We start from the raw sequence: 13,617 nt of genomic DNA on the forward strand, positions 1-13,617 counted from the left end.
TTCTACAACGTTGCTACTAATCAGCAACCGGGGCTGGGAACCCGCCTCGTGAGTCTTGGATGCTTCAGCTCTACTTCGGAGACCCGGTACACGGGATGGACTCCGTCCCGCTGCCGCGAACGATGAAGCAACTGGGGCAGAGGAAGAGACAAAAATCTCACCGTAAAGCGGATGGGGAAACCCCACCCGCCTGCGCGGTGGGGTAGTTCATAGACCTCTTCCTGGCTTTGGACAAAAAGCTGGAGGGCATCGACCGCAAGTTGGAAATCCAGGTGACGGAGATCAAAAGCGAAATCCGGCTGGTCAAAACCGATCTGGAAGCCAAGATTGACCTCACTCGCAACGAGCTGGAAGCCAAGATCGATCTCAGCCATAGCAGCCTGGAAGTGAAAATCGCGGAGCTAAGCAGCAAAATGGATGGCTACAGCAAGCGGCTTGACCAACAGGAGTTCATCAGCCGCGGCGCGATCGTGGCCCTAGTGGTTGGGGTGGCCTCAGGGTTTATCAAGTATCTTTTCTTCAGCAATTGATTGGAGTTTGACCTGAGTTCCCTTGGGTTCCTCCCCAAAACCTGTAAGCGGCGGCGGGTCAGCACTCCTGGAATTGCTCGAGGGCACGGCACAGCTCCGGGACAACTTCTGCTGGCCAGAAACCTTCGCCGCGCCGGCCCTGGTGCAACTGGAGGTAGAGGCCCCAAGCGGTGGCGCTGCCGCTAGCAATCAACGTGAGGGCAGGAAAGGTCTGCTCCAGTGTAATGCTCTCCTCAGCCATCAATTGGGAGGCGACAGCTTCCATATCCTGCTGCAGACGATACACCCCCTGCACAAACGCTTGCCATTCTTCTAGGGTTAGCTCCAGCGCCCACGTTTCTCCCCCCACCAGGGCCACAAACGGGGAGCGCGCCGGATCCCAGCCCAGTCGCCAGCCGGATCCCTTGCGCAGAGGAGGAGGGGCATAGGAGAAAAAAGCATCCATACTAGGGTAGGCCAAAGAGATGCGGGTAGAATCAACGGGGTGCATGATCAGCATAAAGCGCCTATGCCCAGTTACCAGCCTCCCTTCCCCCAGCGCCGGCTCCCCTTGCCGGGTACGCTCATTTCTGGGTTGGGGGCGCTGCTTGCGGCTTTGGCGCTCCATGCTGCCGGAGGGGATCCTGGGGAGACTTGGGCGACGGTGGTTACCCCGCAAAACCCAGTTTTACATGTGGGCATCCTGCAGCACTTTGGCCGTTCCAACAAAGATCAAGTGGAGTTGGCAGCGCCAAGGGGGTCGCTGCTGACGCTGGAATTTGCCCAGGCCGACGGCAGCACCCAGAGGCAGCGCACTCCGCGAGTAACTGTTGGAATCGTCAACCGCGCCCTAGCCAGCCCGGAAACCGTGTACCGCCTTATCCTCAGCAGCCACAAAAGCTTCGAGAGCGCCGAGGCCAGTGCCAACTCTTGGGAATCTCTGGGCGTCCGCACTGAGATCGCCCAGCCCCAGGAATGGCAGGTGTGGGCCAGCCGCGCCTACACTCCCCAACAATTGATCCAGATTCAACAATATGCGCAAGCAAAAGAGATCCCCCAGGTGCGGCTGGAGGTGCAGGAGCGACGCGAACGGGCGGAGCTGAGCTGGGTGCATGAGCATTTTCGCTACCATCGCACTCGCCTGAGGGTGACCTCCGATGCCGGCTATCTGCGGGTGAACGACCGCTACTACGCCGGATCGATTACCCTTCAGCCCAATGCCTACGGCAGCTATACGGTGGTCAACGCTGTGCCCTTGGAAACCTATTTGCGGGGGGTGGTGCCCCATGAGGTGGGGCCAGGGGCTCCCTTTGCCGCCATGGCGGCCCAGGCCATCTTGGCGCGCACCTATGCTCTCAAGAACCTGCACCGCTTTCGGATCGACGATTACCAGCTCTGTGCCAACACCCACTGCCAGGTTTACAAGGGGCTGAGCGGCACCCACCCACGGGCTGATGAGGCGATTCGCCAGACCAGCGGCCTGGTGCTCACCTACAACGGCGAGCTGGTGGATGCCGTTTATTCTTCCACCAACGGCGGCATCTCGGCAGGTTTTGAAGAAGTTTGGGACGGGGAGCCGCGCCCCTACCTGCGCCCTCGCGCTGACATTGCCCACCAACCCGATCAGCTCTTTGATTTGCGGCAGGAGGGCGACTTGCAAGCCTTTCTGGCCCGACGGGAAGGTTTCAACGAAGCGGGGGTATCGCGCCTCTTCCGCTGGGAGTTCTCTCAATCGCTGGAGGAGCTAAACGCCCAACTGCGGGCCGCTCAAGAGTACCTCGGGATCCCTCTTCCCGAGTGGACAACCATCCAGGGGCTGCACGTCCTGGAGCGCTCGGTCAGTGGTCGGGTGCAGGCGCTGCAAGTGGGCTTGCAGACGCCCCGAGGGCCCTACTCAATGGTTTTGCGCAAGGATCAAGTGCGCCTGGCTTTTCCCCGCTTGTACAGTACCCTGTTTCGCGTGGAACCCCTGAAACAGGGCGAGCGGCTGACAGGCTACCGCTTTATCGGCGGTGGCTTTGGTCACGGGGTGGGGCTGAGCCAGTACGGCGCCTACACCCTGGCGCGGCAGGGGTTTAACGCGGCGCAAATCCTCGCCTTTTACTACCCCGGTACCACCCTGGCTGAGCTGGGATCCCTCTCCCTGCAGTTGCCTGAGGCTTCGCTGGCCTTTGACAATAGCCAGGTGCAGTCCTTGTCCGGCTACCAGAGATAAGGGACACGATGGGAGGAGAGCAACAGGAACAAAGTGCCAGCCATCCCCCTCTTCGGGAGCCCTCTCGGCAGGGATTGGAGGCCGAGGCAGCCCAAGCGGGCGTAGAGGGGGAGCACAGTGGTATCAAAAGCGGGGAGCTGTCGGCCATCCCGATGGCGCCGCCGGGGTTTAAGTCGGGGTTTGTGGCGCTAATCGGGCGGCCCAATGTGGGCAAGTCCACCTTGATGAACGCTCTGGTGGGCCAGAAGATCGCCATCACCTCCCCCGTGGCCCAGACCACCCGCAACCGTCTGCGCGGGATCCTCTCTTTGCCGCAAGCCCAGATCATCTGGGTGGATACCCCTGGCATCCACAAGCCCCACCACCGCCTGGGGGAGATCTTGGTACACAACGCCCAGGCTGCCATTGGGAGCGTGGATGTCGTCCTCTTTGTGGTGGACGGCTCAGTGCCAGCAGGTCGCGGCGACGCCTTTATTGCTGAGCGGATCCCTGCTGCTACCCCCTGCATCCTTGTCTGCAACAAAGCCGATCTTGTGCCCAAAGAGGCGGCCACGCGCCAGGCTCACCAGGAGAGCTACCAAGCCCTGCGGCCCAACGCCCCTGTCGTCTGGGTGTCGGCGTTGGATCCCAGCAGTTTGGCGCCCCTCATCCAGGCCACCGTTGACCTGCTGCCTAGCGGCCCCTACTACTACCCGCCGGACTTGGTGACGGATCAGCCAGAGCGGTTCATTATGGCGGAGCTGATCCGCGAACAGGTGCTGCTGCATACCCGCGAGGAGGTGCCCCACTCGGTGGCCGTAACCATCGACCAGGTGGAAGAAACCCCCACCGTTACCCGTATCCTAGCCACCCTCTACGTGGAGCGGGACTCGCAAAAAGGGATCCTCATCGGCAAGGGGGGAGAGAGGCTCAAGCAGATCGGCCAGGCCGCCCGCCTCCAGATTCAAAAGCTGATTGCCGGCAAGGTATACCTGGAGCTGTTTGTCAAAGTGCGGCCCCACTGGCGGCGCTCCGAGCACCTGCTGCGCGACTTCGGCTACCGCATCGAGACGTAGGGGTCTTGGGTTGAGCGGAGCGGTGATTGCGGCTAATTATGGAGATGCAACGCTGCACGTGAAGGATAACGGCCATGCTGCGACTGTACGGGATCCCCACCTCCGGCAATTGCTACAAGGTGGAGCTGCTCCTCAGGCAGTTGGGGATCCCCTACGAGACGGTTGAAGTCAATTCTAGGGTCGGAGAAAATCGCCGCCCCGAGTACCTGGCCAAGAACCCTCTGGGCCAGATCCCGGCTTTGGAGCTGGAAGACGGCACGGTCTTGGCCGAGTCGGCGGCAATCTTGGTTTACTTAGCAGAAGACACCCCCCTCTACGGCCAAACGCGGCTGGAACGAGCCGAGATCTTGAAATGGCTGCTTTTTGAACAGACCCGCATTGCCCGCTACATTGCCACCACCCGCTTCCTGGTGCGGGCTGGACAAGCCGAGGCCCACGCCGAGCTGATTGCCCAGAACCTCAAATCCGGCACAGAGGCCTTGGAGATCATGGAGGGCCATTTGCAGGGGAAAGCGTTCTTCGTGGGCAACCGCTACACGATTGCAGATCTGGCCCTTTTTACCTACACCCACGTGGCGGAGCAGGGCGGCTTCGACCTCAAACCCTTCCCCAACATCCGCGCCTGGTGTGAGCGGGTGAAAACCACCGACCGCTTCTTCCCCCTCCCTGGTGCCTAGAACTTGCTGGCGGCGGCTCCTTCCCTCCCCCTGCAGCCGACCGAGTTGGATTTTGCTTCCAAGCCTATCGGAGGATTCCTCACCCCCAGCCTCTCTGCCCAAGGGAGGGGAAAACTGGAAATCGCTGCAACGAAGGGCTCCAGCGGCATTTGGGATCGCCTAGGCTGCCCCGCTGGCCACCCCATTGGAAGCTGCCGGAAGCTTGGCGGGCCTTAGCGCCCCTTGAGCTCTCGCTGGATCTCTCGCTGGGTTTGCCGCTCTTTAATGGCCTGCCGCTTGTCGTGGAGCTTCTTGCCGCGGGCCACGCCCAGATGCGCTTTGATCCAGCCGCGGTTAAGCACCAGCCTCAGGGGAACCACAGTCAGGCCCTTTTGCTCCACCAAGCCCCGCAGACGGTCGATCTCGCGGCGGTGCAACAGCAGCTTGCGGCGGCGGGTGGGATCGTGGTTGAACACCTTGCTGGCGGTGCCATGGGGGGAGATGTGCAGGTTGTGCAGCCAGGCCTCGCCATCGCGAAAGAGGGCAAAGGCGTCTTGGAGATTGGCTTTGCCGGCTCGGATTGACTTGACCTCTGTGCCGGTTAGCTGGAGCCCGGCTTCGTAGGTCTCCAAGATCTCGTACTCGAAGCGGGCGCGACGATTCTCCACCAGGGTTTTGACGTTGGGATCCACAGCCATAGGCTTTCAGAATAGAGCTCCGTCCTCCACAGGGCCTAACGAGAGGCCAGGGATCCCTCTAATTTTTGCACTGCCCGTCCCACGAGGCGCTCGGCTTTGCCGCGCCAACGAAAGCGAATGGGGGTGCCTGTGAAGTCGAGGTTTTGCCGGAAGTGCTTTTCCAAGTAGCGGCGGTAGTTCTCTTTGAAGAGATCGGGATCGTTGACAAACAGGAGAAAGGTGGGAGGCCGCTCCGCCACTTGGGTGCCGTAGTAGATTTTGCCCTGCTTGCCTTGGCGGTTAGCGGGGGGCGATTGCCAGGCAAGGGCATCCTGGAGCACCTCGTTGACCACAGCGGTGGGGATGCGTTTGCGATGGGCGGCTACCGCCGTGTTGACCTCGGCAAAAATCTTGTGGGTGCGCTGCCCCGTGAGGGCGCTGACAAACAACAGGGGTGCCCAGTCGATAAAGTAAAGCCGCTCACGGATCTCGCGGGTGTACTCGTTGATGGTGTAGGTATCTTTGTTTTCCACCGCGTCCCACTTGTTGACGACGATAATGCAGGCGCGGCCTTCTTCTTCAATGCGGCCAGCTAACCGCTGATCCTGCTCGGTTACCCCCTCCAGGGCGTCAATGACCAGCAGCACCACATCCGAGCGCTGGATGGCTTTGAAGGCACGGTTGATGCTGAAAAACTCCACCCCATATTCCACCCGGCTTTTTCTGCGGATCCCGGCGGTGTCGATGAGACGATAGCTCTGCCCCTCCCACTCCACCAGAGTGTCAATGGCATCGCGGGTGGTGCCGGCAATGGGGCTGACAATGGCCCGCTGGGATCCCACCAGGCGGTTGAGTAGGCTGGACTTGCCTACGTTGGGCCGGCCGACAATGGCCACGGCGATGGGATCCGCTGCTGCTGCAGCTTCGTCTACCTCAGGCAAATGGGGCAGTACCGCCTCCAGTACCTCTGCCACTCCGTTGCCGTGGATGGCGGAACAGGGGATCGGCTCCCCCAGCCCCAACTCCCAAAAAGCCGCCGCCTGGGCCAGGCCCAGTTGCCCCGACTCACACTTGTTGACGGCCACCACCACCGGCAGGGGTTGTTTGCGCAGCCAATCGGCCACTTCCCGATCGGCGGGGGTCAGTCCCTCACGGCCATCTACCACAAAGATCACAGCGTGCGCCTCCGCCATCGCCGCCATGGCCTGCTGGCGGATGTGGGGCAAGAACTCGCTGTCGTCGCCAAAGACCAGGCCGCCGGTATCCACCACCTGCAGGCGGCGCCCGTTCCACTCCACCTCTTGGTAGAGGCGATCCCGCGTGATGCCCGGCTCATCGTGGACAATGGCCGAACGCACCCCCGCTAGGCGGTTGACGAGGGTGGACTTGCCCACGTTGGGGCGACCCACAACGGCCACAAGGGGTAAAGCCACTGCTCTGCCTTGCCACAAAACCGAACTTAGATTTCTATCCTAGCCTTTGGGATCCCGGATACCCAAGCTCGGCCCTGCTTCGCATTGCTTCAGGTGCGGGTCTGGCGGTAAGCTGTGCAGTTAACCCCAAGTGAGCCAGGTGTCGGCTTGCCTTTCTATTTATTTGTATGAACCGCGCTCTCGTCCCCGCCCAACGCTTGAACAAGCTGCCTGCCTACGTCTTCGCCCGCTTGGATGAGCTGAAGGCCCGCGCCCGCCAGCAGGGGCTAGATTTGATCGATCTGGGCATGGGCAACCCCGATGGGCCCACCCCCCAGCCGGTGGTGGAGGCGGCCCAGGCGGCCATCGCCGATCCCGTCCACCACGGCTACCCACCCTTCGAGGGCACGGCCAGCTTCCGCCAGGCAATTGCTGAGTGGTACTGGCGCCGCTATGGAGTGGAGCTGGATCCCAATGGGGAGGTGCTGCCTCTTTTGGGATCCAAAGAGGGCCTGACCCACCTGGCCTTGGCCTATGTGGATCCGGGGGATCTGGTGCTGGTGCCCAGCCCCGCCTACCCGGCCCATTTTCGCGGGCCCATGATTGCCGGCGGGCAGATCTACCCGCTGCTGCTACGCCCCGAGAAGGAGTGGCTCATTGACCTGCAGGAGATCCCGCCGGAGGTGGCCAAGCAGGCGCGGGTGCTCTACTTCAACTACCCCAACAACCCAACGGCGGCGGTGGCGCCCCGCTCTTTTTTTGAAGAAGTGGTGGCCTTTGCCCACCGCTATGAGCTCATTCTGGTGCACGACCTGTGCTACGCGGAGCTGGCCTTTGACGGCTATCGACCCACCAGCCTGCTGCAGATCCCCGGCGCCAAGGACTTGGCCGTGGAGTTCCACACCCTCTCCAAAACCTACAACATGGCTGGCTGGCGGGTGGGCTTTGTGGTGGGCAACCGCCAGATCATCCAGAGCCTGCGCACCCTGAAAACCAACCTCGACTACGGCATTTTTGGCGCACTGCAGAAGGCGGCCGAGACGGCTTTGGCCCTGCCAGAGAGCTACCTACAGCAGGTGCAGGAGCGCTACCGCCGCCGGCGCGACTATCTCATTAGCCGCCTGGCGGAGCTGGGCTGGCAGATTGAGCCGCCGCGGGCAACAATGTACCTCTGGATCCCGACCCCCCGCGCTGCCGACGGCACTCCCGAGGGATCGACGGAGTTTGCCCTGCGGGTGCTGGAATCTACGGGCGTGGTCGTAACCCCCGGCAACGCCTTTGGGGAAGGGGGGGAAGGCTATGTGCGAATTAGCCTGATTGCCGATTGCGAGCGCTTGGGCCAGGCCATCGACCGCTGGGCGGAAGCCGGGATCCGCTACCTCACCTCCAGCTAGGGAGAGGGGAGTTGGTACTGCTCTACAATGCGCCGGGCAAAGGGAGGGACATGCTGCTCCAGCTTGTGGGGGTAGTGGCGGCGCAGGTAGAGATAGTTGCGGACAAAGTGGGAATCAATGGAAAAGCGGGCATATTCCAGGCCACGGGGCCCAAAGCGCTGGATTGCTGCCCCCAGGATCCGAGCCAGCCACATGGGCAAGCTCAGAGCCTGCTCGTAGGCTTGGATCCCCTGCTGCACTGCTGCTCGCCGGGATCCCTGCGAGATCACCGGTTGGGTTTCCAGCTCTTCCCAAACCAGATCCAAGAGCTCCCGCCCGCGCCAGTTGCGCACCAGCAGCCACTGCCAGCCAAAGGGGGATCCCATGTAGCCCACCACCAGATCTGCCAGGCCGTTGACGTAGTCGAAACAGGTAAGGCAAGAGGGGGCAAACACGTCCTTGAGTTCTTTGGTCTTGAGGCCAAAAAAAGGCACCTTTTCCACCGAGCCGTCTTCGTGTTTGAAGTGGATGTGGAAGTCCTGCATGAATTCGTAGTGCACCACCGTTTGCGGGGAGCGGCTGGTGGTTTCCAAAAACTTCTGCAGGCCGGCGCGGCTGACATTGTCCACACAGGGCGTGCCCAGCACGTAAAGCCTCTCTAGGCCCAGCTTTTTCTCCACCGCCCGCAAAGCCTGGATCTGACAGCCCACCCCGATAACCAAGAGGCGCTTGAGGCCACTTTGCTCCACCTGCTCCAGCACGGAGAGATTGGGGGATAGGGTTGGCTTGTTAACCCGCGCCGCCAAAACCGCCTCCGGAGTACGCGCCAAGACAGGCCGCGGCTGAAAGCGATCCTGGGGATCCGCCTGCACGCACACCACCCCTTCTACTAGGCCGCTGCTGAGGGCCTTCATGCCGATGCTGCTGACAATGCCCGTCCACTGGGCACCCGGGATTGGATCCCGCCTGCGGGCCGTGTACATTGCCTCGTAGACGCCAAAGTAGTCGCTGTCGCTAACGGCAGTCGACTCGGAGCGCAGCGACTCTCGGGATTGCCCGTGGGTTTGCTCTTCCAGGTGGGTAAACTGCTGGTTTAAGAAGGCACAGGCTTCTTTGACGTAGGCGACATAGCGGGTATCGCAGAGGCCGCACTGGCTGCACAGCTCTTTGGCCGGATAGTGGCCGGAGCGGATGGGTCGGGCCGGACGCGGGGAACGGGATCCCATGGGTTCTAGACCGTAGTGGACAGAGGCACCCTGACCGGTTACCTCACTTTCTTCAGTTTGCTGCCAAAACGACAGACAAGGGCAGAAAAGTTGAGGGATCCCCCCTCCTACTGGCCACCTTCACCGCCGCCCAGTGAGGCCCACAGCTTGCCCACCCCACTGGACAGCAGAAGTTCTCTCGGCGGCCCCTCAGCCCCTGCCCAAACCACTTTCGAGGGCCCAGCGGGCCAGCTCGGTGCGGTTGTGCAAGCCAGTTTTGGCCAGCATGTTGCTGACATGGCTTTCGACGGTGCGCTGGCTCACCCCCATCACCTCGGCAATCTCGCGGTTGGACATCCCTCTAGCCACATGCTGGAGCACCTTGGTTTCCGTGGGGGTCAGCTCAATTTCCCGATCCAGCTTGATGACCGGCTGAATGCCGACACTTCGCATTTGCAACAGGCGCTCCGTGTGCTTGAGAACCGACTCCACCTGGGCCACCAGCTCTTCCGCTTCAAAGGGCTTGACCAGGTAAACATCTGCCCCCGTGTTGAGCCCGCGCACCCGATCGGCTGTTTGCCCGCGCGCCGACAAAAAAATCACCGGGATCCAGTCCGTCGCGCTGTTGGAGCGAATGGTCTGGACAAACGTGTAGCCATCCATCTCCGGCATCATCACATCGCAGATGATCAAATCCGGAGTGAAATGGCGCATCGCCTCTAACCCTTCTTGACCGTTGCTCGCCGCCACCACCTCGTAACCGCGAAACTCCAGGTAGTCCTTTACCAGCAGGATCAGGTTGGGATCGTCATCGACAAGCAACAGTCGCTTTGGGTTGTCCACGGCTGACCTTTTGAGCGCTAGAAGAGGGAAAAAGCACAGCTCTCCTTCCCTAACTTTGTCTAGGGAAAACAAACCACAATGGGTGCCCTCTTATGGCACACCCCTAGCTTAACTAAGTAGCAGCCTGGGGTAACTGTATCCTACCCTCAGAGCCCAGAATACCATATGGAAGTGGAAACTGCATGCTTGAGAAATGCTGGCAACAGTATCTCTACGCAATTTAGGGATCCCAGTTGGTAACTTGATCCTAGAAACTTGTCAGAACTTGCCCCTCCCTTGGAATCGTGGTGTGGAATACGTAACCATACTCTACCGGAAGGCCTGTATCCCGTAGGTGTCTTATGTATACATAGTACCGTATACCCATATTCTCCTTAGGTATTTATCTGCAAAGATTGCCAGTTCTCGTGTCTGCGTGTCTTCTGGCCGGGGTTTCCGCGTGGGCAGGCGGGCAGAGCTGGTGGAAAATGGAGGAAAGCCTGCACTTCAACAACAGCCGACATGGGGAGAAAGGGTGGAAAAGGGCACACTGGTGGAGTTTCGCCACAATAACGACCGTGTGTTGGCCGTAGTTCAGGGCACCGAGGGCAAAAAGAACCTACTGCTGGGCGTAGCGTCGGGGCAGGTGCACAGCGTTCACCCTCGCCAAATTACCTTTGCCTTGAACGGCAATTCCAACTTTACGGTGGCGGATATCCCGGGCTTTTGGCAGGCGGTGCAGGCGAAGTTGGATCCCGAAAGTTTGGCTTTGGCCTGGGAATTGGTTCAGGAGGAGCGCCGGCCCCTGAGCCTGTCGGAGATGGCCCAGTTGTTGTTTTCCGACGATTCCCCGGTCTCTACTTATGCTGCTTACCGCCTTTTGAGTGAGGATTTCATCTACTTTAAGGCAAAGGGGGAAGGCTACGAGCCGCGTACCCCGGCGCAGGTGAAGGAAATCCGCCATCAAATTGCCGTCACCCAGCAGCGGCAGCAGGAACAGGCCGAGTTTGAGGCCCGCCTAAGGGCAGCGGTGGCCCAGCCTGGGCAAAAGTACACTTGGACCCCAGCGGAGCGAGCCCGTCTGGAGCTGCTGGAGCGCCTAGCTTTGCAGGGAGCGGCGGCCAGCATTCGCAGCCACGAGGATCTCTCCCACAACCTTACCCCCTCGGATCGGGAGCGGGCCTCGCAACTGCTGCAACTGATGGGATTTCCCGACACTCCCCAAGGAGCCTTTGACGCCCTGGTAGCCCTGGGCCTGTGGAGCCGCCACGAGAACCTGGCTCTGCGCCTCACCGGGATCCCCACCCAGTTTCCCAAGGAGGTGGAGCGCTACACCCAAACTTTGCTGGGCGGCCCTCCTCCCTTCCTGGATCCCCATCTGCGCCGCGATCTCACCCATCTCCACACCTACACCATCGACGACGCCAGCACCCGCGATATCGACGATGCCCTCAGCGTCGAGTTTTGGTCGGATGAGGAGATCAAGCTCTGGATCCACATTGCCGATCCCAGTTGCTGGGTACAGTGGGGGGATCCTTTGGATCTGGAGGCCCGCCGGCGGGGCACCAGCGTCTATCTGCCCGAGCGGGTGATCCCGATGTTTCCACCGGAGCTGTCCACCGGCCTGATGAGCTTGGTGCAGGGGGAGGTGCGGCCTGCCCTCAGCTTCGGCATCCGGCTGGGATGCGACGGTGCCGTGCGGGACTACGAGATCTGCCTTAGCCAAATCCAGGTCAACTACCGCCTCACCTATGACGATGCCGACGAGATGCTGGAGTTGGGGGCAGAGGCACAACTGACGGCCATTGCCCGGGCCGCTCGCTGGCGCTACGCCTGGCGCCTGGCTCAAGGGGCCATCCAGATCGGCCTGCCGGAGCAAGATATCAAGGTCATGGACGAGATCCCCCACCTGCGTGTTATTGAGGATACGCCGGCGCGGCAGATGGTGGCGGAGATGATGGTGCTGGCCGGTGAGGTGGCTGCTCGCTTTGCTTGCCAAAACAGGATCCCGGTGCCCTATCGCCTGCAGCCGGCCCCTGAGCTCCCCCCGCCGGAGGTTTTGGATCTGTATCCCCAGGGGCCGGTGAGATCCTTTGCCATCATGCGCTGTCTATCGCGGGCAGAGGTGGCCACCCAACCGGGGCGACATACGGGGTTGGGTCTCGATGCCTACTGTCAGGTAACTTCCCCCATTCGCCGCTACCTGGATCTGGTGGCCCACTACCAGATCAAGGCCTTTTTGCGGGGGGATCCCTTGCCCTTGACCGAAGCCGAGGTGCAGCAGTTGTTGCTGGCCATCGAGCCAGGCACGGCAGAAGCGGTTCAAGTGGAGCGCAAATCCAAGCGCTACTGGAGCATCGAGTACCTGCGCCAGCGGCCGGGGCAGATTTGGCGGGCCTTGGTCTTGGGCTATCTGCGGGAGCAGGAAAACCTCGTCATGGCTCTGCTGGAGGAGATTGCCTTTCGGGTGCCGGTGCGCCTAGAACGCCAGGTTCCTCTGGCGGCTTGGATTGAACTGGAAGTCGTGCAGGCGGATCCCCGCGCGGATGTGATCGAGCTGCGCGAGGTGGGACGGGATGCCCCTTAACCTGACGCTTACCCAATCTCCCCAGGCAATTGATACAACGGAAGGGGAAGGTCTCATAATGTCCGGACTGCGAATTTCTCTGAGGGGATCCCATGACCGCACAAAGCTCTGGCCCGCCTCCGATTGTTTACATTCTTTTGCTGGCGATACTGGGGGGAGGCGGCTGGTATGCCTATCGCTCCGGCCTATTTGACTCTTTCCTGAATCGAGGGAACGTGCCTTCTGTCCCCAGCCAGATTCCGGCTGCCCAGCCACAGGCACCGACGGCACCCAACCTTCCCCAGGCGCAAGCTCCCAATCTGCCTGCCGGCCCGGTTAAGCTGGACACTTCCCTGCCCAACCCGGCGGTGCTGCAGATGGATGGCAGCGTCACCATGGTTCGCCTTGTCTTGGCCTTGAAGTCAGGCTACAGCCAGCGCAACCCCGGCATTCCCCTCACCTACGGGATCCCCGATGGCAAACCCAACGGCTCCAATGCCGGCCTCAAGGCCCTGATGGAAGGGCGCATCCAGATGGCCGCCAGCTCCCGCCCCCTCAATGCCAGCGAAGTGCAGGCCGGTTTGCAGGCGATCCCGGTGGCCAAAGATGCCCTGGCGGTGGCGGTGGGGGTGAACAACCCCTACAAAGGCGGCCTGACGCTGCAGCAATTGGCCGATATCTTCCAGGGTCGGATCACCAACTGGAGTCAGGTGGGCGGCCCGGATCGCCCAATTCGCGTTCTCAACCGCGCCCCCCAGAGCGGCACCTACACTGTCTTCCAAGAGCTGGTGTTACTGGGGCTGCCCTTTGCCCCCGACAACCCGCCCTACTTCACCACCGCCACTGAAGATGTCACCACTCCCCTTCTGCGGGCTTTGGGAGAAGACGGCATCACCTACAGCACTGTGGATCAGGTGCAGAACCAGCAAACGGTGAGGATGGTGCCCATTGATGGCCAAATGCCCACTCGCGAGGCCATTCAAAGTGGCCGCTATCCTTTGGCCCGCAACGTATTTTTGGTGGTGCCGCCAAAAACCAGCCCCGTGGTGGCTGACTTCATCAACTACGCCCTCTCCGACCAAGGCCAACAAATTATTGGCCGCACCGAGTTCATCCCGCTGCGCTAG

12 protein-coding genes are annotated in these 13,617 nt (G+C 61.1%); 7 read left to right on the forward strand and 5 right to left on the reverse strand.

The window, feature by feature from the left end; all coding sequences use genetic code 11:
• Positions 1 to 227: 227 nt before the first annotated feature.
• A complete protein-coding gene (locus NW845_RS01865; RefSeq protein WP_414376574.1) occupies positions 228 to 530 on the forward strand; it encodes a hypothetical protein in 303 nt (100 codons plus the stop codon).
• 58 nt (positions 531 to 588) lie between these two features.
• Here the strand turns inward: NW845_RS01865 and NW845_RS01870 are convergent, their stop codons facing one another.
• Positions 589 to 1,029, reverse strand: a complete 441-nt coding sequence (locus NW845_RS01870; RefSeq protein WP_414363836.1) for a DUF1818 family protein — start codon at positions 1,027 to 1,029, stop codon at positions 589 to 591.
• A gap of 9 nt (positions 1,030 to 1,038) precedes the next feature.
• On the opposite strand from NW845_RS01870, the gene NW845_RS01875 reads away from it, so the two are divergent.
• The 3 genes from NW845_RS01875 to NW845_RS01885 all read left to right on the forward strand — a co-directional run bounded on the left by NW845_RS01875 (position 1,039) and on the right by NW845_RS01885 (position 4,456).
• Complete coding sequence (locus NW845_RS01875; RefSeq protein ID WP_414376576.1) at positions 1,039 to 2,724, forward strand: SpoIID/LytB domain-containing protein; 1,686 nt, start codon at positions 1,039 to 1,041, stop codon at positions 2,722 to 2,724.
• Positions 2,725 to 2,876: 152 nt separating this feature from the next.
• A complete protein-coding gene (gene era / locus NW845_RS01880; RefSeq protein WP_414363839.1) occupies positions 2,877 to 3,779 on the forward strand; it encodes a GTPase Era in 903 nt (300 codons plus the stop codon).
• A 74-nt stretch (positions 3,780 to 3,853) separates the two neighbouring features.
• The gene (locus tag NW845_RS01885; RefSeq protein ID WP_414363834.1) at positions 3,854 to 4,456 is read left to right on the forward strand and encodes a glutathione S-transferase family protein; all 603 of its coding nucleotides are present in this window, start codon (positions 3,854 to 3,856) and stop codon (positions 4,454 to 4,456) included.
• A 212-nt stretch (positions 4,457 to 4,668) separates the two neighbouring features.
• Here the strand turns inward: NW845_RS01885 and smpB are convergent, their stop codons facing one another.
• The gene (smpB, locus tag NW845_RS01890) at positions 4,669 to 5,133 is read right to left on the reverse strand and encodes an SsrA-binding protein SmpB (RefSeq protein ID WP_414337930.1); all 465 of its coding nucleotides are present in this window, start codon (positions 5,131 to 5,133) and stop codon (positions 4,669 to 4,671) included.
• Positions 5,134 to 5,168: 35 nt separating this feature from the next.
• A complete protein-coding gene (gene der, locus NW845_RS01895; RefSeq protein ID WP_414376577.1) occupies positions 5,169 to 6,545 on the reverse strand; it encodes a ribosome biogenesis GTPase Der in 1,377 nt (458 codons plus the stop codon).
• A gap of 167 nt (positions 6,546 to 6,712) precedes the next feature.
• On the opposite strand from der, the gene NW845_RS01900 reads away from it, so the two are divergent.
• The gene (locus tag NW845_RS01900; protein WP_414376579.1) at positions 6,713 to 7,918 is read left to right on the forward strand and encodes an aspartate aminotransferase; all 1,206 of its coding nucleotides are present in this window, start codon (positions 6,713 to 6,715) and stop codon (positions 7,916 to 7,918) included.
• Here NW845_RS01900 and NW845_RS01905 read toward each other — a convergent pair.
• Entirely contained in the window at positions 7,915 to 9,123 is a 1,209-nt protein-coding gene (locus NW845_RS01905) for a Coenzyme F420 hydrogenase/dehydrogenase, beta subunit C-terminal domain (protein WP_414376581.1), read from the reverse strand. The genes NW845_RS01900 and NW845_RS01905 overlap by 4 nt on opposite strands.
• Positions 9,124 to 9,312: 189 nt before the next feature.
• Positions 9,313 to 9,945 carry a response regulator transcription factor gene (locus tag NW845_RS01910; protein WP_414363830.1) on the reverse strand — a complete coding sequence of 211 codons (633 nt, stop codon included), beginning with the start codon at positions 9,943 to 9,945 and terminating at the stop codon, positions 9,313 to 9,315.
• 514 nt (positions 9,946 to 10,459) lie between these two features.
• Between NW845_RS01910 and NW845_RS01915 the strand changes: the two genes are divergently transcribed.
• Both NW845_RS01915 and NW845_RS01920 read left to right on the forward strand, forming a co-directional pair.
• A complete protein-coding gene (locus tag NW845_RS01915; protein ID WP_414376583.1) occupies positions 10,460 to 12,511 on the forward strand; it encodes a ribonuclease catalytic domain-containing protein in 2,052 nt (683 codons plus the stop codon).
• 92 nt (positions 12,512 to 12,603) lie between these two features.
• Complete coding sequence (locus tag NW845_RS01920; RefSeq protein WP_414363828.1) at positions 12,604 to 13,617, forward strand: phosphate ABC transporter substrate-binding protein; 1,014 nt, start codon at positions 12,604 to 12,606, stop codon at positions 13,615 to 13,617.

This window comes from Synechococcus sp. H60.2, from assembly GCF_047462315.1.
Lineage (GTDB): Bacteria > Cyanobacteriota > Cyanobacteriia > Thermostichales > Thermostichaceae > Thermostichus.

Excerpts from the sequence above, each read along its gene's own strand:
- NW845_RS01885 (WP_414363834.1), top strand. The coding sequence starts at position 3,854 with ATGCTGCGACTGTACGGGATCCCCACCTCCGGCAATTGCTACAAGGTG.
- NW845_RS01875 (WP_414376576.1), top strand. The coding sequence starts at position 1,039 with ATGCCCAGTTACCAGCCTCCCTTCCCCCAGCGCCGGCTCCCCTTGCCG.
- smpB (WP_414337930.1), bottom strand. The coding sequence starts at position 5,133 with ATGGCTGTGGATCCCAACGTCAAAACCCTGGTGGAGAATCGTCGCGCC.
- NW845_RS01900 (WP_414376579.1), top strand. The coding sequence starts at position 6,713 with ATGAACCGCGCTCTCGTCCCCGCCCAACGCTTGAACAAGCTGCCTGCC.
- NW845_RS01870 (WP_414363836.1), bottom strand. The coding sequence starts at position 1,029 with ATGCTGATCATGCACCCCGTTGATTCTACCCGCATCTCTTTGGCCTAC.
- NW845_RS01920 (WP_414363828.1), top strand. The coding sequence starts at position 12,604 with ATGACCGCACAAAGCTCTGGCCCGCCTCCGATTGTTTACATTCTTTTG.
- era (WP_414363839.1), top strand. The coding sequence starts at position 2,877 with ATGGCGCCGCCGGGGTTTAAGTCGGGGTTTGTGGCGCTAATCGGGCGG.
- NW845_RS01905 (WP_414376581.1), bottom strand. The coding sequence starts at position 9,123 with ATGGGATCCCGTTCCCCGCGTCCGGCCCGACCCATCCGCTCCGGCCAC.